The sequence below is a fragment of the Streptosporangium subroseum genome, assembly GCF_900188345.1.
Lineage (GTDB): Bacteria > Actinomycetota > Actinomycetes > Streptosporangiales > Streptosporangiaceae > Streptosporangium > Streptosporangium subroseum.
On sequence record NZ_FZOD01000052.1, the window covers coordinates 57,821 to 76,839 of the forward strand.

The following is a 19,019-nucleotide window of genomic DNA, read 5'->3' on the forward strand; positions in this document are numbered from 1 at the left end:
CATGTAGTGATTTTTCGGAAACATCTTTTGACACTCTCGAAACAATGCTACGTTCATTGGGAGCGCTCCCACCTGTGCGGAATCTTGGTGTGGAGGAAGTTATGGCCGATCTACCCACACTCGCCCATGTCGCCGCGGAAGCAGGGGTTTCCCCCGCGACTGCGTCCCGGGTGATCACCGGTTCAGTCAGAGTCAGCACATCGACTCGTAGGCAGGTGCATGACGCAATCTCGCGTCTAGGTTACGTACGACACCGCGCTCCCCGAGGCGGAGCCGGACGGCGATCCGACCAAGTCGTGGCGATAGTGGTCTGTGAGCCGGCCCACCGGCTGTTCACCGAACCCTTCTACGCCAGGATGATCACTGCGGCGGAGGAGGTGCTCACCGGTCACGGTGTGCCCCTCGCCGTGATGACCGCCACGGCGGCCACCTCCACCATCGCCACGCCGCCGCTTGTCGCCGGCGGAATCGACGGCGTCCTGCTGATCAGCGCGCGGGACAGGCACCCGCTCGTGGTGACGCTTGCCGCCTCGGGCATTCCCGTACGGAGCGCGGGCCGCCCACCGGACGGGATCGACCTTCCCCATGTCGACATGGACAACCGCGACGGCGGCAGGCAGGCGGCGGAACACCTCCTGCTCGGCGGCCGGCGGTCCATCGGTGTCATCGCGGGACCGCCCACCCTGCCCGCGGCGCGGGACCGGCTCGACGGCTTCATGCAGACGCTCTCCCTGGCCGGGATGACCGGCGTGCCGGTCGCCTACGGCGACTTCAGCCACGCGTCGGGCGTGCACGGCATGCAGTGGTTGCTGCGCAGGATGCCAGGCGTCGACGCCGTGTTCGCCGCCTCCGACGTGATGGCCGCGGCGGCCCTGCAGACCCTGCGCCGCACCGGCCGCCGGGTGCCCGAAGACGTGGCCGTCATCGGGTTCGACGACGCCCCCATCGCCCGGCGGACCTCGCCCACGCTCACCACCGTGCGCCAGCCGGTGGAGGAGTTCGCGGCGCTCGCCACCCGGTTGCTGCTGCTCTCGATGAGCGCGGACGACGTTCCCGCGAACAACCCCCTGCTGCCCACAGAGCTGGTAGTCCGTGAGTCAGCCTGAACTCGGCGGACTCCGCTCGGGAGACGTGCTCACCCGCAGATATCTGTTGCTGGAGCAGATCGCGTGGGGCGGCATGAGCGTGATCTGGCGTGCCTTCGACCAGTCGCTGCAGCGGATGGTCGCGGTCAAGTTGCTCGACGGCGAGCTCGGCTCCGATCGCGGGGGCCGGGAGCTCATCCGCCGCGAGGCCCGCGCCACCGCCCGTCTCATCCATCCCGACGCGATCGAGGTCTACGACTACGGGGAGACCGTGACCCCGCACGGTCGCCTCGCCGCCTACGTGGTGATGCGCCTGCTGGAGGGGCGCCCCCTGTCCGACCGGATATCCGAGGGCCCGCTCCCGTGGATGGAGGCCGCGACGATCGCGACCAGGCTGGCCACCGTGCTGGCCGCCGCCCACGAAAGGGGCATCGTCCACCGGGACGTCACGGCCGAGAACGTGCTGCTGACCGCGGCGGGCGCCAAGCTGCTCGACTTCGGCATCGCGGCGTTCATCGGGGAGGACGACGACGACGCCACCTCCGACTACGGCACCCCTCCCTACGTGGCGCCCGAACGGCTGACCGGCACGACCGCGGAACCGGCGAGCGACGTCTACGCGCTCGGCGTGCTGCTGTTCGAGATGCTCACCGGCAGCCCGCCGTACCCCGAACAGACCTGGGAGGAAATAGAGAACGTCAGGCGGGAGGGACCTCCGCCCGCGATCTGCGTCCCGGGACTGCCTCCCGGGATCGGAACGCTCTGCCGGATCTGCCTGTCGCACAGGCCTGAGACGCGGCCGAAGGCCCAGGAAGTGGCCGACGGCCTGACCGAGCTCCTGGCCGCGGTCCGCAGGCCTGCCGAGACCAAGATCATAAGCTGGGCGGTGGCGGTGGCGGCGACGGTCGTGGTGCTGCTCGCGGGGGCCCTGGTGTGGAACCAGCTCGCCAACCCCACGGGCGGCCGATCTTTCCCTCCCCTGGCACTCACCTCCGACGCCTCACACTCCGCACCCGCCATGACTCCCGATCCCGGTTTCGCCCGGCCCTCTCCCAGTCCTACCGTTCAGGAGCCACGGACCACCCCTTCGGAGCCACGGACCACCGCTCATGACCAACGGGCGACGGAGACCTCTTCCGGATCGAAGGTGATCCCCTCGTCGACGCCGAGCCTCAGCCGGAGCGTCCAGCGCTTCAACGCGCTGCTGGCGAAGGGGGAGGGCGAGGGCAGGATCCGCCCGGACGTGGCCCTGGACCTGCGGCAGGTGCTGGCCAACAGCGTCTGCTGCTCACGCGATCTCACCCCGATCCGCGGGAAGATCGCCGATCGGCACCGGGAGGGCTCCCTGCCCGACGAGCTCCGCCACGCGCTGGAGAGGCAGCTCATGTTCGTATCGGTCGCGCTGGCCGGGTAATCCCTGGCCGGGGCGTCTCCGGCAGGCGAACTCGGCCACCTGGTCTCGCCGGATGGTCTGGCGAGGTGCCCCGGTCGAGCGGTCTGATCGGGGTTCCCCGCCGGACAAGCGTCTGTGGAGGTCGTTGAAGCCCCGGCGAAGCAGTTGATCCCTGGTCGAGGCAGCGAAGCCCGTACCCTGGAGGCATGCCGCGCAAGATCCAGAATCTCCGGGTAAAGGGCTACACCTCGATCCAAGATGCCGAGGTTCGCTTGGGTGACATCACGCTCCTTGTGGGGGCCAACGGCGCGGGCAAGAGCAACTTCATCGCGGCACTGGAGCTCCTCGGCAGGATCGCCGACGAAGAACTCGGTCTTGAGGTCGGCCTGCGCGGCGGAGCTCAGGCCGTCTTGCAAGCCGGAGCCAAAGGGGGTAGCAGCATCACCCTTGAGATCGAAGCCTTTAATGACGAACTAATGAATTCTTATGAGGCGGTGCTGGTACCGGCCGCGAATGACACGTTGATTTTTGAGCATGAAAGAATAACGTTCAAAGGGCCTGGTCACGATGAACCCTGGACGAGGGCACTTGGAAGCGGCCACAGAGAGTCGCTCCTTTCCTCTGCTCCAAAAGACTCGAAAAAAATTTCGGCCCATGTGATCGATATTCTACAGGGGTGCCGGGTCTTTCATTTTCAAGATACAAGCCGGAACGCTCCGGTCAAACAGCTCGGTTATGCGGCAGGCCAGGATGCATTACGCCCTGACGCCGGCAACCTCGCGGCCTTCCTGCTGCATCTACGCGAGGACTATCCAGGGAATTACAATCAGATACGAACCACGGTTCAGGGGATGGCGCCCTTCTTTCGTGATTTCGTTCTGGCGGAGGACTCTCAAGGACGAATTCAACTTCGATGGAGCCAGCAGGGCGTTGATGCGATTTTTCCCGCAGAGGCTTTCTCGGACGGAACTCTGCGCTACATCTGCCTGACCACTCTCCTTTTACAACCCCACCCACCGGCTCTGCTCGCCTTGGACGAACCCGAGCTAGGGCTGCATCCGTTCGCCATCGTTCAACTCGCTGAAATGCTTAGATCTGCGGCCGTGAACAGTCAGATCGTCGTTGCCACCCAATCCGTAACCCTGCTGAACCAGTTCGCTCTCGACGATCTTGTGATCGTCGAGCGGGACCACGGAGGCACCGTCTTGCATCGGCCAGAGCCGGAGCGTCTTCAAGCTTGGCTGGAGGAGTACTCTCTCGGCGAACTCTGGGAGAAAAACGTCCTGGGAGGCCGCCCGGCGTCCGAGTCACGCCCTCTTCAGGATTGAGCCGGTGCGTCAAATTTACGTCCTGGTCGAAGGACAGACAGAGGAAATCATCGTCCGGGATTTTTTGCAGCCCGGATTTGGCGGTGGCGTATGGCTCACCCCGGTTATCCTGAAAACCAGGCGCTCCGCAGGCGGACCGCCAGGAAGGGGTGGGGTCAGCACATGGAAGAAAATTGAGCAGGACCTACGTCTCCTTCTCCGGGATCCCAGCTTCCACTGCGTTACCACGCTTATTGACTACTATGGTCTCCCCAATGACTCCCCCGGCATGTCTGACCGACCTCATGGCTCACCGCACGACCGCGTCGCGCATGTAGAACGGGCCATATCGACTGCCATGGGCAACGACCCGCGGCTGATTCCGAATCTCGTCTTACACGAGACCGAGGCGTGGGTCCTCGCCGCGGCGGAGGAGTTGGCGAATCTCCTGGGCAAGCCGATGATCGCTAAAAAACTAAAAGCTCACGTCGACAAGGCCGGCGGCCCTGAGCTTGTCAACGAAAATCCGTCCACAGCGCCTTCGAAGCGCATTCTGGCGGAATATCCCGGTTATCGAAAAACTCACGACGGACCTCATGCCGTAGTCGCCCATGGACTTGACGCCCTCCGCCGGACATGTCCACATCTAGATTTATGGGTAAAACGTATTCTCCAAGAAGGTAACTGAACACAGGCGAGTGCGATGACCGCCGAGCCGTGGATCGCCGAGAGGTCAGGCCGAGCCGTTGAGGATGCCCGACGTCTACGAGGCTCGCGCCGAACAACGCCGTCGCCACCGCGACCCTGCGCCGAGTTCGGCGATCACGCCGGTGGTCTCTCCCGGCTGATTCCCTCCGGAAACGATGTAGGAGCGCTCCCATGATCGTGATCCCAGAGGAACGCGCAAGGCGGGCGTCGATCTCCCGTCACCCCGCCGGTCTGCGTTCGGGGGCCCCACCTGGGGAATCACCTCTTATATGCGGACAGGCCTGACGTGGGAGTGATGAAACTTTCGCGAAATATGTGACGAGACAGAAGCCACGGGCAGGGCGATGACGCCGACGCCGCGATGGCTGATCATCAGCTGATTACATCAGAGCAGCGCGTGACGCCGTCGCGAAGCTCGACACGAGAGGCATTTGATGGACTCCGCCCCGAACTCCGCCGATCCGGTCTCCACCGCGCCGCTGCTTGTTGTCATGGGCGTGACCGGTTCGGGCAAGAGCACCGTGGGCGCCGCTCTCGCCCTGCGGTTGCGGGTGCCGTTCGCGGACGCCGACGACTTCCACGGCGAGGCCAACGTCGCCAAGATGTCGGCCGGCATCCCGCTCGACGACGCCGACCGGCTGCCGTGGCTGCGGTCGGTCGGCTCCTGGCTCGCCGAACAGGCCGCCACCGGCGGGGTGATGAGCTGCTCCGCACTCAAGCGGAGTTACCGCGACATCCTGCGAGACCCGGCGCCGACGGCGATTTTTGTGCATCTCGACGGCGACGCCGAGGTCATACGCCGGCGGGTGGCCAACCGGCCGGGGCACTTCATGCCGGTTTCGCTGGTCAACTCGCAGCTGGACACCCTGGAGCCTCTCGAACCGGACGAGCGCGGGATCGTCCTCGACTTCGGCAGGCCCGTCGACGAGCTCGTGGAGGCCTATCTCGCCGCGGCGCCCTCCCTCGACGCTCCGTCACAACCGGCGTCCCCCGCCGATCCGAAATCAGGCCCCGAGAGCCCGGAAAATCCAGGAGTGTGACATGCGCACCGTCCTGATCGCACTCGCCGCACCCGACTCGGTCTCCCCCGGCAGGCTGATCCCCGCGGCGCTCATCGGCATCGCGCTGATCGTCTTGCTGATCACGTACTACAAGCTGCACCCCTTCCTGAGCCTGACCCTCGGTTCGCTGGTCGTCGGGATCATCGCGGGTCTGTCGCTGACCGACACCATCGACGCCTTCACCAGCGGGTTCGGCAGTACGGCGGCCGGCGTCGGCACGCTCATCGCGCTCGGCGCGATGTTCGGCAAGCTGCTCGCCGACTCCGGCGGGGCCGACGAGATCGTCGACACGATCGTCGGACGGTCGAGCCCTCGCTCCCTGCCCTGGGCGATGGCCGCGGTGGGTGCGCTGATCGGCCTGCCGATGTTCTTCGAGATCGGCCTCGTCCTGCTCATGCCGGTCATCTTCCTGGTCGCACGGCGTTCGGGACTGTCCCTGATCCGCGTGGGAATCCCCGCGCTGGCGGGCCTGTCGGTGATGCACGGACTCGTGCCTCCCCACCCGGGGCCGCTGGTCGCCATCGACGCGCTGAAGGCCGACCTGGGTCTCACCCTGGCCCTCGGCGTGCTCGTCGCCCTTCCCACGGTGGCCATCGCCGGGCCGCTGTTCGCCAAGTACGCCGCCCGGTGGGTGGACGTCCCGGCGCCGGAGCTCTACGACGCTCCGCCCGCCGCGCAGGACGCCCGGCGACCGTCGTTCGGCGTCACCCTGGCCACCGTGCTGCTGCCGGTCGTCCTGATGATGGGCAAGGCCCTCGCCGACATCCTCGCCCCCGAGGGGCACGCCGCCCGCACCGTGCTCGACTTCCTCGGCACGCCGCTGGTAGCCCTGCTGATCGCCGTCATCGTCGCGATGTTCACCCTCGGCCGCGGTGCCGCCATGGACAGGAAGGCGATCGCGAAGTCCCTGGAGCAGGCACTGCCGCCGATCGCGGGCATCCTGCTGATCGTGGCCGCCGGAGGCGGTTTCAAGCAGACCCTGATCGACACCGGGATCGGCGGCCTCATCGCCGGCTGGGTGGAGAACAGCGGGCTCTCGGTGCTGCTGCTGGCCTGGCTGGTCGCCGTGCTCATCCGGCTCGCCACGGGATCGGCGACCGTCGCGACCGTCACGGCCTCCGGGATCCTGGCCCCGCTGGTCGCCAATCTCAGCACTGGGGAGACCTCGCTGCTCGTCCTGGCCATCGGTGCGGGCTCGCTGTTCTTCTCCCACGTCAACGACGCGGGTTTCTGGCTGGTCAAGGAGTATTTCGGCCTCACCGTGGGCCAGAACATCAAAACCTGGTCGGCGATGGAGACCATCATCTCGGTGACCGGGCTGGTGCTGGTCCTGGTGCTGGACGTGTTCTTTTAGACCGCGAACGACCTTTCTCACAGACCGCGAACGGCCGGCCCCCGAACGACCCCGGCCCTCTCCGATCCCGTGAAACTTTCATGACCCGGGCCTCGGGGCGGGAGCCGTACAGGGCGAGCTAGAGGGGGTCGCGCATGCCCCGGAAGGCGAGGAACGGTCCGGCGGCCGGTTGACGGGCAACGGGTGAGCGCCGAAGCATGACGAACGCGACCGGCCGCACTTTCGATCGCGGGACCCCGTCCCGTGAACAGATCCCGTCCCCGAAGGGCATCTTTTATGAAAGTCCTGCGTGTTCGCAGGTGGTCGGCGGCGCTCGCGGCGCTCGTGACCACCTCGGCGCTGGCGGTCGCGCTCGGTTCCTCCCCCGCGGCCGCCGCGGGCGGAACCGGTACCGGCTATCTGCGCACTTCCGGAAACAAGATCATTGACAGCACGGGGGCGACCGTACGGCTGACCGGCATCAACTGGTTCGGCATGGAGACAGACAACAAGACGTTCCACGGCCTGTGGGCGAGCAACCCGTGGAGGGGCCAGCTCGACAAGATGGCCTCGCTCGGCTACAACACCCTCCGCGTGCCGTTCTCCAACGACGCCCTCAAGTCCGGAGCGGTGGCCACCGGCATCAACGACTTCGTCAACCCCGACCTGGTCGGCAACACCCCGCTGCAGATCCTCGACAAGGTCATCGCCTACGCGGGCAGCAAGGGCATGCGGATCATCCTCGACCGGCACCGCCCGACCGCCGCGGGGCAGTCGGCCCTCTGGTACGTCGCCGCGACGCCGGAGAGCAAGTGGATCGACGACTGGAAGATGCTCGCCCAGCGGTATGCGGGCAACACCACCGTCATCGGCGCCGACCTGCACAACGAACCGCACGCCGAGGGCACGAATCCGGCCGCCACCGGGGCCTGCTGGGGCTGCGGTGACACCGCGCGCGACTGGCGGCTGGCCGCCGAGCGGGCGGGCAACGCGGTGCTGTCGGTCAACCCCAACTGGCTGATCTTCGTCGAGGGCGTGAGCTGCCCGAGCGGCGGCCTGTCCAACGTCTGGGACAACGACCCCGGCAACGACGAGGACTGCGGCTGGTGGGGCGGCAACCTGTCCAAGGCGGGTCAGTTCCCCGTACGGCTCAACGTGGCGAACCGGCTGGTCTACTCCCCCCACGAGTACGCCACCTCGGTCTTCCACCAGACGTGGTTCGACGCGCCGAACTACCCGGCGAACATGCCGGCGATCTGGGACAAGTACTGGGGATATCTGTACAAGCAGAACATCGCCCCGATCATGATGGGCGAGTTCGGCACCACGCTCCAGGCACCCGTGGACAAGGTCTGGCTCCAGGAGCTGATGAAGTACACGGGCACCGGGGTGAACGGCATGTCGTTCACCTACTGGTCGTGGAATCCCAACTCCGGTGACACCGGTGGCATCGCCAAGGATGACTGGACCTCGATCAACCAGGACAAGCAGGACATCCTCCAGCCTTACCTGATCCCGCCGGTCGGCGGCGGTGGCGGAGGCGGCGGAGGTCCCACTCCGACCCCCACCCCCACGCCCGCCCCGACCTCGTGCACGTCCGCGTTCAAGCTCACCAACTCCTGGCAGGGCGGCTTCCAGGGCGAGCTGACGGTCAAGAACACCGGCGGTTCGGCGCTGAACAACTGGACGTCCACCTGGACCATGCCGTCCGGCGTGACGCTCGGCAGCGCCTGGAACGCCGTCGTCACGGTCAGCGGGACGAACTGGACGGCGAAGGGGCCCGACTGGGCCAGAAACCTTCCCGCCGGGCAGTCGGTCGTCATCGGTTTCACCGCCAACGGCCCCCAGGGACAACCCTCCGGCGTCACCTGCTCCGGCGGCTGAGGGCGCCGGTCCCCTCCGACGACCGGAGGTCCGACCGGACGGTTCCCGCCCGCTCCGGACGGGCCGTCCGGAGCCACCCTCTTCGATGGCCGGACGGCGCCTGCCCACACCGGGCGGGCCGCCTGAAGGTCACCTCGTCGGTGGCCGGACGGTGCCCGCTCGCATCGGACGGGCCGTCCGAAGGTGCCCCCTGACGGTTCCCGCTCACGGGAACGGGCCGCCCCTTCGGCGGCCCGGGGATCGTCCCGGCCGTTGAAGGCCGCCCGATCCGGTGGGCGGAGATCATCCGCTTCCGAAACAAAGCAAGCGCTCGACTTGAAAGTTTCAAAATCGGCAAAATCATCCGTTCGGATCGCAGCAGCCTGGGGGTGTGGCACATGAAACATCGGCGTAACCCGGGACACATGCCATTGACATCCCGTCCGCTGTCCCCAGAATCCCTTATGGGAGCGCTCCCACCCCCTCTCTCCCTTGCTCGATCCGGCGTGAGGCCGCTACCAGCGGTTTCGCGCCGGGCCCACCCATGGAGGCCCTTTTCAATGCATCGATTCCCCATCAAAGCGGGAGCGCTCCCACGCTTCCGGAGACGAGTCGCCGCACTGGCGCTGCTCAGCATGGCGGCCGGGACGGTCACCGCGCTGGCAGCCTCGCCCGCGATGGCAGCCGTCGCCTGCGACGTGACCTATACGACCAACGACTGGCAGGGCGGGTTCACCGCCAGCGTGTCGGTCAAGAACCTGGGTGACCCGCTGAACGGCTGGACGCTCGGGTTCACCTTCCCGACGACCACCCAGAAGCTCTCGCAGGGCTGGAGCGCCACCTGGGCGCAGAGCGGCCAGGCGGTCACCGCCAGGAACCTGGACTGGAACGGCGCCCTCGCCACAGGCGCCTCGACCAGTATCGGCTTCAACGGCACCTGGTCCGGGAGCAACCCCAAGCCGACCGCCTTCACGGTCAACGGCACCACCTGCGGCGGGACCACTCCCGTCAACCAGGCGCCCACGGCGACGATCACCAGCCCGTCGGCCGGCGCGACCTTCACCGCCCCCGCCACCGTGGCGATCGCCGCCGGCGCGGCCGACAGCGACGGCACCGTCGCCAAGGTCGACTTCTTCAACGGCACCACCCTGCTGGGCAGCGACACCACCTCGCCCTATGCCTACAGCTGGGCGAACGTGGCGGCCGGCAGCTACTCGATCACCGCGAGGGCGACCGACGACAAGGGCGCGGCCACGACCTCCTCCCCCGTCGGGATCACCGTCACGGGCACCTCCACCACTCCCGCGGTGGTCGTCACCCCGGCCACGCTCGCCGTCGCCGAGGGCTCGAACGCGAACCTGTCGGTCAGGCTCTCACAGGCTCCGACCGCGAACGTCACCGTGTCGACCGCCAGGACGAGCGGCGACACCGACCTGACCGCCTCCGCCGGCGCGTCGCTGACCTTCACCTCGTCGAACTGGAACACCGCCCAGACGGTGAGGATCTCCGCCGCCGAGGACGCCGACCAGACCTCCGGCAGCGCCGTGTTCACCTCGACCGCCACCGGCCACACCTCGGCCACGGCGACCGCGACCGAGGTGGACAACGACAGCACCGGCGGCAACAACGAGTACATCCAGCGGTTCACCACGCTGTACAACAAGCTCAAGGACCCGGCCAACGGCTACTTCTCGGCGCAGGGCGTGCCGTACCACTCCGTCGAGACCTTCTTGGTCGAGGCGCCGGACCACGGGCACGAGACCACCTCCGAGGCCTACAGCTACTACCTCTGGCTGGAGGCCGCCTACGGCAAGGTGACCGGCGACTGGAGCAAGTTCAACGCCGCCTGGGCCTCGATGGAGAAGTACATCATCCCGGCCACCGCGGACCAGCCGACCAACTCCTTCTACAACCCGTCCAAGCCCGCCACCTACGCCGGTGAGTGGGACGACATCAAGCAGTACCCGTCCACGCTGGACGGCGGCGTGAGCGTCGGCGTCGACCCGATCGCGAACGAGCTGAAGACCGCCTACGGCACCAGCGACGTGTACGGCATGCACTGGCTGATCGACGTGGACAACACCTACGGCTTCGGCCGCTGCGGCGACGGCACCACCAAGCCCGCCTACATCAACACCTACCAGCGCGGCCCGGAGGAGTCGGTCTTCGAGACCATCCCCCAGCCGTCCTGTGACACCTTCAAGCACGGCGGCACGAACGGCTACCTGGACCTGTTCACCAAGGACAGCAGCTACGCCAAGCAGTGGAAGTACACCAACGCCCCCGACGCCGACGCCCGCGCCGTCCAGGTGGCCTACTGGGCGCACACCTGGGCCACGGAGCAGGGCAAGGCGGCCGACGTCGCGACCACGGTCGGCAAGGCCGCGAAGATGGGCGACTACCTGCGCTACTCGATGTACGACAAGTACTTCAAGAAGCAGGGCTGCACCAGCACCTCGTGCGCGGCGGGCACCGGCAAGGACAGCTCCGCCTACCTGATGAGCTGGTACTACGCCTGGGGCGGCGCCAACGACACCTCCGCGGGCTGGGCCTGGCGAATCGGCTCCAGCCACAACCACTCCGGCTACCAGAACCCGATGGCCGCCTGGGCGCTGTCCAACGTGACGGCGCTCAAGCCCAAGGGTGCGACGGCCGTACAGGACTGGACCACCAGCACGAAGCGGCAGCTGGAGTTCTACCGCTGGCTGCAGTCGACCGAGGGCGCGATCGCCGGTGGCGCCACCAACAGCTGGCAGGGCCACTACGCGGCCCCGCCGTCCACGCTGCCCACCTTCTACGGCATGGCCTACGACTGGCAGCCGGTCTACCACGACCCGCCGTCCAACCAGTGGTTCGGCTTCCAGGCCTGGTCGATGGAGCGGGTCGCGGAGCTCTACTACGCGACCGGCAACGCCGACGCCAAGGTCGTGCTGGACAAGTGGGTCAAGTGGGCCACCGACAACACCACGATCAACGCCAACGGGACCTACCAGATCCCCTCGACGCTGGTGTGGACCGGCCAGCCCGACACCTGGAACGCGAGCAGCCCGGGCTCCAACTCCGGACTGCACGTGAGCATCAGGGACTACACGACCGACGTGGGCGTGGCGGGTTCCTACGCCAAGGTGCTGACGTACTACGCGGCCAAGTCCGGTAACGCCACGGCCAAGGCCGTCGCCAAGGGCCTGCTCGACGGCATCTGGCAGAACAACCAGGACGCCAAGGGCGTCTCGGTCGCCGAGACCAAGGCCGACTACAGCCGCCTCAACGACCCGGTCTACGTCCCCTCGGGCTGGACCGGCAAGATGCCCAACGGCGACGTCATCAACTCCAGCTCGACCTTCATGTCCATCCGGTCCTTCTACAAGAACGACCCGGACTGGCCGAAGGTCGACTCGTACCTGAAGGGCACCGGCCCCGCGCCGACCTTCAACTACCACCGTTTCTGGGCCCAGGTCGACGTGGCCGTCGCCCTGGCCGAGTACGGCCGGCTCTTCCCCTAAAAAGCCGGACACGCCCGGCTCCCTTCCTTGAGAAGCCGGGCGGCCCGTCCTCGGGAAGGAGCCGAGTGCGACCGCACCGCCTGCTCCCTCCCGAGGAGCCGGGTACGACCGGGCCCGCTCGCTCCTGAGGCGAGGTCCGGCCCCGAAGACCTCGGGGCGCGGCGGCACCCCTGACCTGTCACCGCGCCCCGAGTACCACCTCTGACGACCGAAGACCTCGGGGCGCGGCCGGTACCTCCGACGTACCGGCCGCGCTCCGAACGCCACCTTCTTCCCCGAGACTTCCCCGAGAGGCACCCATGAGATCCAGCGAAGGGACCGCCGGATTCATCCGGCGGGGGAATCGCGTCCCCGCCGGCCTTTGCGAAACGGGCAGGGCAGGGCCATCGCCCACCCGGGCCAGGGACTCCTCGGGACTCGGAGGGGTCGCGAAGAGATCCCTGACGGTGCTGGCCCTCCTGGCCCCGCTGGCGCTGGCCGTCGTGCCGGCGCCCGCCGCCCAGGCCGCCGCGCCCGCGTTCAGCTACGGCGAGGCGCTCCAGAAGTCCATCTGGTTCTACGAGGCCCAGCAGTCGGGGGACCTGCCGAGCTGGAACCGCGTCGGCTGGCGCGGCGACTCCGCGCTCGACGACGGCAAGGACGTCGGACTCGACCTGACCGGCGGCTGGTACGACGCGGGCGACCACGTCAAGTTCGGGCTGCCGATGGCGGCCTCCGCGACGATGCTGGCCTGGGGCGCGGTGGAGTATCGGGACGCCTACGCCTCCTCGGGGCAGCTCACCCACCTGCTGAACAACCTCAAGTTCGTCAACGACTACTTCATCAAGGCCCATCCGTCGCCGAACGTGCTCTACGGGCAGGTCGGCAACGGCGGCACGGACCACGCCTGGTGGGGCCCCGCCGAGGCGATGCAGATGCAACGGCCCGCCTACAAGATCGACGCCTCCTGCGGCGGCTCGGATCTGGCCGGGGAGACTGCGGCGGCGATGGCCGCCTCATCGATCGTCTTCCGCCCGACAAGTCCGTCTTATGCCGACACGCTGGTGGCGCACGCGAAGCAGCTCTACACCTTCGCCGACACCGTGCGGAAGAAGTACAGCGACTGCATCACCGACGCGTCCGGGTACTACCAGTCGTGGAGCGGCTTCAACGACGAGCTGGTCTGGGGCGCCATCTGGCTGCACCGGGCCACCCAGGACGCCTCCTACCTGGCCAAGGCCGAGGCCTACTACGACAACCTCGGCACCGAGCCGCAGTCCACGACCAAGTCCTACAAGTGGACGATCGCCTGGGACGACAAGTCCTACGGCGCCTACGTGCTGCTGAACAAGCTGACCGGCAAGCAGAAATACCTCGACGACGCCAACCGCTGGCTCGACTTCTGGACGGTCGGGGTCAACGGGCAACGGGTGACATACTCCCCGGGCGGCCAGGCCGTACTCGACCGCTGGGGATCGCTGCGCTACGCGGCCAACACCGCGTTCGTGGCCCTGGTCCACAGCGACACCATCACCGAGGCCGCGCGCAAGACGAGATACCACGACTTCGCGCTCAGGCAGATCAACTACGCGCTCGGCGACAACCCGCGCAGCTCCTCCTACATGATCGGGTTCGGCGCCAACCCTCCCAAGAGCCCCCACCACCGCACCGCGCACGGTTCGTGGACCGACCAGCTCACCTCGCCGGTCGCCAGCCGCCACACCCTGTACGGCGCGCTCGTCGGCGGCCCGCCCGACCCGAACGACGCCTACACCGACAAGCGCGACGACTACGTGATGAACGAGGTCGCCACCGACTACAACGCGGGCTTCACCAGCGCGCTCGCCCGGCTCTACCGGGAGTACGGCGGAGCCCCGGCGGCGAACTTCCCCGTCGCGGAGACCCCCGACGGCCCGGAGATCTTCCTGGAGGCCGGGGTGAACGCCTCGGGCTCGACGTTCACCGAGATCAAGGCGATCGTCAGGAACCAGTCCGGCTGGCCCGCGCGCCCGCTGACCAACGGCTCGTTCCGCTACTACTTCACCCTCGACGGCACCACCACCGCGAGCCAGGTCACGGTCTCCTCCGCGTACAACCAGTGCAAGGCGCCGACCGGGCCGACCCTGCTGTCAGGTAAGACCTACTACGTCACCATCGACTGCTCCGGCACCTCGATCTCCCCCGCCGGACAGTCACAGCACCGGCGCGAGGTCCAGTTCCGCCTCGCCAGCTCCGGCACCTGGGACCCGTCCAACGACTGGTCGTATGCGGGTGTCGCCACCACTCCCGGCGCGACTCCCGTGAGAGTGCAGAACATGACGCTCTACGCGGGCACCACGAAGATCTGGGGCAACCCCCCGGGTGACGAGCCGCCCCCGGTGGAGGACACGACGGCTCCGGCGAGACCGGGCAAACCCACCGTCTCCGCCATCACCGGGAGCACCGCCAGGCTGGCCTGGACGGCCTCCACCGACAACGTCGGAGTGAGCGGCTACGACGTCTACCGGGGCACGACCAAGGTCGGAACGGCCCCGGGCGTCACCTTCGACCTCACCGGCCTGACCCCTGTGACGGCCTACACCGTCAGCGTGGTGGCCAGGGACGCGGCGGGCAACTCCTCACAGGCTTCCGAGAGCACCTCCTTCACCACCACCCAGGATTCGACTCCGACCGGTGGGTGCACCGCCACCTACACGATCGGCAACGCCTGGCAGGGCGCCTTCCAGGGCGAGGTGACCGTCAAGAACCAGGGCACCTCGGCCATCGGCGGCTGGACGGTGACCTGGAGGTTCGCCGGCGGCCAGACCATCACCCAGCTGTGGAGCGGCACGCACACCCAGACAGGGGCGGACGTGTCGGTCAGGAACGTGGCCTGGAACGGCAACCTCGCTCCGAACGGCTCGACGACCTTCGGGTTCACCGCGAGCCAGAACGGCACCAACGGCGTCCCGGTCCCGGTGAACTGCACCGCGAGCTGACGCCCCCCGCTACCCCGGCCGGGTGCGATGACCCCTCCGCCCGGCCGGCCACCTCCTTCCAGAGTCCGACCCCCAGAGGCAGGCCATGCGAATCCGAATCGCGATGCTCTCCGCGCTCCTCCTGTCGTTCCTCATCCCGATGTCACCCGCCCACGCCGCCGTCGGCCTCCACGTCAGCGGCACGAAGATCCTCGAGTCGAGCGGCAGCGCGTTTGTCATGCGCGGCACCAGCCACGCGCACACCTGGTACCCGACCCAGACCGGCTCCTTCGCCGCCATCAAGGCCCTCGGCGCGAACACGGTGCGCGTGGTGCTCAGCGGCGGTCGCTGGCCCGCCAACGGCGTCGCCGACGTGACGAACGTGATTTCACTGTGCAAGCAGAACAAGCTCATCTGCGTGCTGGAGAACCACGACACCACCGGGTACGGCGAGCAGAGCGGCGCCTACACCCTGGACCAGGCCGTCGACTACTGGATCAGTGTGAAGAGCGCGCTCGTCGGACAGGAGGACTACGTCGTCCTCAACGTCGGCAACGAGCCCTTCGGCAACAACGCGACCACCCCCGGCTGGACCCAGGCCACCTCCGCCGCCATCACCAGGTTGCGCGGCAACGGATTCCAGCACCTGATCATGGCGGACGCACCCAACTGGGGCCAGGACTGGGGCTTCACCATGCGCGACAACGCGGCCACGGTCTTCGCCGCCGACCCGCAGCGCAACACGGTCTTCTCCGTCCACATGTACGGCGTGTACGACACGGCGGCCGAGGTCACCGACTACATGCAGCGCTTCCAGACCGCCGGGCTGCCGCTGGTGGTCGGCGAGTTCGGGTTCAACCACTCCGACGGCAACCCCGACGAGGACACGATCATGGCCCAGGCTCAGGCCAGGGGCATCGGCTACCTCGGCTGGTCCTGGAGCGGCAACGGCGGCGGCGTCGAATACCTCGACCAGGTGACCAACTTCAACGCCGCCAGCCTCACCAGCTGGGGGCAGCGGCTCTTCAACGGTGCGAACGGCATCGCGCAGACCTCCGTACAGGCCAAGATCTACGGTGGGACGACTCCTCCGGACCCGAGTGACACCACGGCTCCGAGCAGGCCCGGCACCCCCGCCGCCTCGGCCGTCACCGGCACCGGCGCCACGCTGACCTGGACCGCCTCCACCGACAACCGCGCCGTCACCGGCTATACCGTCTACCAGGGCACCACCCAGCTCGTCACCTCGGCCACCAACTCCGTCACCCTGACCGGACTCACCCCCGGCACGGCCTACACCGTCAACGTCGTCGCCCGCGACGCCGCCGGAAACGCCTCCGCCGCCTCGGCCGGCACCACCTTCACCACCACCTTCGGACCCACCAACCCCGGCACCGGCTGCACCTCCACCTACAAGACCACCAACTCCTGGCAGGGCGGCTTCCAGGGCGAGGTCACCGTCAAGTGCGCCGGCGCCGTCACCAGCTGGCGAACCGTCCTGACCTATCCCGCCGGTGTCAACGTCACCCAGACCTGGAGCGCCACCCTCGCCGCCTCCGGCACCGCCTTCACCTTCACCAACGCCGCCTGGAACGGCACCATCTCCGCCGGCGGCTCGACCACCTTCGGCTTCATCGGCTCCTGGAACGGCACCGGCACCCCACCCACCCCCACCATCTCCTGATCCCCAGAGCGTCTCGAACAGCCCTGACGCCTCTGAGGGGGATGCGGTCCGCGACCGTACTCCCCACCGGCGGTCAGCGGACGCCGGCGCGTCAGCGGCGAACAGCGGGCGGTGGCACGATCGCACCGCCCGCTCCCCGGGAAGTCGTCCGTCCCCGCTCAGGTGCCGGGGCCAAACCCATATTTGCGCAGCGCGTCGACCAGCCAATGTGCGATCTTCGCGTGACCCTCGTAGGTGGGATGGACACCGTCGGGCAGGATCGTCCCGCTCCCCCAGCTCCGGCCGAGCGGATCCAGGAAGGGCGTCTTCGCCTCCTCGGCCGCGACCGCGATGGCGTCCCTCACCTGGTAGCTCCAGTCGGGAGCCTTCGCCATCCAGATGGGACCGATCACCACGATCCTGGTCTCCGGCCATCGACGCCGGGCCAGCTCCAGCAGGCGCTCGACCGCCTGATGAACCGTCCCCGGACTGACCTGGCGGTCGTTGTGCCCACCGGAGATGATCAGCAGGCCGGGGGGCGGACGCCAGGAAAGCTCCTTGTCGAAGGACATCTCGAAGGTCCGGCCCACCGGGCCGGGGTTGACGAAGCCCGTCCCGGACGCTCCCGCGGTGACCAGCTGCCAGCCCAGCGTCCGCGCGGTCTGCGCGGCGTAGCTGTCCCACCCCTGAACCGGACCCGACCCGACCGTGAAGCTGTCACCGATGATCATGACCATCGGGGCCGTCGACCGGCGCGGCACCGGCGACGGAGTGGAGGCCAGGGGCACCCGGGCCCCGGCGTCGTGCGTCGGCGATACGGGGCCGCCGTCCAGCCCACATCCCGAAATAAGATAGAAAATCGCCGCAAACATAGCAACGGTGAGCACGAGTAGTCGCCTGCGCACCTGCCCGTACATGCCACCTCGGAGAGCTTTAAGCTGCCGACATGAATAGTGACCTCTACGGGCGCACGCGGCGACTCGAACTCGCCGACCAGAACCTGCGCTCCTTCGAAGCGGTGGTCCTGGCGTCGTCGCCCGACGGGATCGTTCTGAGCACGTCGGCATTCTACCCAGGCGGAGGAGGCCAGCCCGCGGATCGGGGAGTTCTCCTCTGGCAGGGAGTGGAGACCCGCATCGGCGGTGTGCGCAAGGGTGACGACCTCTATCTGATCCCGGTCGAGGACGACCCGATCCCCCCGCCGGGGACGACCGTGCGGGCGGCGGTCGCAGACGAGAGGCGCTCCGCCCTGATGCGGACCCATTCGGCCCTGCACGTGCTGTGCGGGGTGGTCTTCCGTGACTTCGGCGCCCTCGTCACGGGCGGAAACATGGAGGAGCTGACCGCCCGGATGGACTTCAACCTGCCCGAGGTTCCGCCCGGCTTCAAGGAGACCGTGGAGGAGGCCTGCAACGCCGAGGTCACCGCCGACCGCCGGATCGACGTCCGCGTCCTCCCCCGCGCGGAGGCCTTCGCGATCCCCGACATCATCAGGACGGCCACGAACCTGGTGCCCGAGACGGTCGAGGAGGTCCGGATCATCGACATCGTCGGCCTCGACTGCCAGGCCGACGGCGGCACCCACGTCGCCTCCACCAAGCAGATCGGCCGCATCAGGGTCGCCAAGATCGAGAGCAAGGGCAAGGGGTTCCGCCGCCTCCGTATCGAGGTGGCGGACTAGTCAGTCCTCCGCGCCTTCGGGTGCCGTTCCCCGGTGCGACGTGGGGCGCCACTGCGCTCTGGCGGCTCCCGCCTCGGTGCAGGAGCTGGATACGTACGGCGAACCAAGCCCTGCCAGACGACGGTTTCCCGGCACGAGGCAGCCCGTTCCCGTCGGCTCGAAACGGCTCGTTCCCCACGGTTGGGGATAGCTCGCTCCCGCCGGCTCGGAGCGGCTTGTTTTCGTCGGCCTGGGGCGGTTCGTTCCGGTCAGCTCGGAATGGTCGGTCGCCACCGGCTCAGGGTGGCCTGTTTTTGTTGGCCGGGGATGGTCTGTTCCCGAGAGCTCGAAGTCGATGGCTCCGGCCCGTCCGGCGTGACCGGTCAGCGCGGGGTAGGTGTGGTCGGTTGGTGTGGGCCCGTAATGATCGGTCGAGGCCGAACCCTCAACACCGCCCTGAACATGCAACAACGGCAACCGCAACACAAAACGCGCCCCCCGCGGCGA

General features: G+C 67.8%; 12 protein-coding genes. 11 read left to right on the forward strand and 1 reads right to left on the reverse strand.

The features are described 5' to 3' along the window. Positions 1–101: 101 nt before the first annotated feature. The 10 genes from CHC08_RS35315 (at position 102) to CHC08_RS35360 (ending at position 16,873) form a co-directional block, all read left to right on the forward strand. Positions 102–1,106 (forward strand): LacI family DNA-binding transcriptional regulator, encoded by a 1,005-nt coding sequence (locus tag CHC08_RS35315; RefSeq protein ID WP_089211723.1) that lies wholly within the window; start codon positions 102–104, stop codon positions 1,104–1,106. Further along, positions 1,093–2,499, forward strand: coding sequence for a serine/threonine-protein kinase (locus CHC08_RS35320; protein ID WP_143653467.1), 1,407 nt, complete (start codon positions 1,093–1,095; stop codon positions 2,497–2,499). Before CHC08_RS35315 ends, CHC08_RS35320 begins: the two co-directional genes overlap by 14 nt. 185 nt (positions 2,500–2,684) lie before the next feature. Continuing rightward, positions 2,685–3,806 carry an AAA family ATPase gene (locus CHC08_RS35325; RefSeq protein WP_089211725.1) on the forward strand — a complete coding sequence of 374 codons (1,122 nt, stop codon included), beginning with the start codon at positions 2,685–2,687 and terminating at the stop codon, positions 3,804–3,806. A 4-nt stretch (positions 3,807–3,810) separates the two neighbouring features. Continuing rightward, complete coding sequence (locus tag CHC08_RS35330; RefSeq protein ID WP_089211726.1) at positions 3,811–4,473, forward strand: DUF4276 family protein; 663 nt, start codon at positions 3,811–3,813, stop codon at positions 4,471–4,473. Positions 4,474–4,927: 454 nt separating this feature from the next. Next, on the forward strand, positions 4,928–5,533 hold the full coding sequence (locus CHC08_RS35335) for a gluconokinase (RefSeq protein ID WP_218825646.1): 606 nt from the start codon (positions 4,928–4,930) through the stop codon (positions 5,531–5,533). A gap of 1 nt (position 5,534) precedes the next feature. Beyond that, positions 5,535–6,908, forward strand: a complete 1,374-nt coding sequence (locus CHC08_RS35340) for a GntP family permease (protein ID WP_089211727.1) — start codon at positions 5,535–5,537, stop codon at positions 6,906–6,908. A 276-nt stretch (positions 6,909–7,184) separates the two neighbouring features. Then, positions 7,185–8,771, forward strand: coding sequence for a cellulase family glycosylhydrolase (locus CHC08_RS35345; protein WP_089211728.1), 1,587 nt, complete (start codon positions 7,185–7,187; stop codon positions 8,769–8,771). A 539-nt stretch (positions 8,772–9,310) separates the two neighbouring features. Next, complete coding sequence (locus CHC08_RS35350; protein WP_089211729.1) at positions 9,311–12,253, forward strand: glycoside hydrolase family 48 protein; 2,943 nt, start codon at positions 9,311–9,313, stop codon at positions 12,251–12,253. Positions 12,254–12,699: 446 nt separating this feature from the next. Continuing rightward, on the forward strand, positions 12,700–15,210 hold the full coding sequence (locus CHC08_RS35355; RefSeq protein ID WP_420823598.1) for a glycoside hydrolase family 9 protein: 2,511 nt from the start codon (positions 12,700–12,702) through the stop codon (positions 15,208–15,210). Positions 15,211–15,295: 85 nt separating this feature from the next. After that, positions 15,296–16,873, forward strand: a complete 1,578-nt coding sequence (locus tag CHC08_RS35360) for a cellulase family glycosylhydrolase (protein WP_089211730.1) — start codon at positions 15,296–15,298, stop codon at positions 16,871–16,873. A gap of 158 nt (positions 16,874–17,031) precedes the next feature. Here CHC08_RS35360 and CHC08_RS35365 read toward each other — a convergent pair whose 3' ends face one another. Continuing rightward, a complete protein-coding gene (locus tag CHC08_RS35365; protein ID WP_218825647.1) occupies positions 17,032–17,724 on the reverse strand; it encodes an SGNH/GDSL hydrolase family protein in 693 nt (230 codons plus the stop codon). Positions 17,725–17,798: 74 nt separating this feature from the next. Here CHC08_RS35365 and CHC08_RS35370 point away from each other — a divergent pair, with 74 nt between their 5' ends. After that, positions 17,799–18,533 (forward strand): alanyl-tRNA editing protein, encoded by a 735-nt coding sequence (locus tag CHC08_RS35370; RefSeq protein ID WP_089211732.1) that lies wholly within the window; start codon positions 17,799–17,801, stop codon positions 18,531–18,533. The last annotated feature ends 486 nt before the right edge of the window (positions 18,534–19,019 follow it).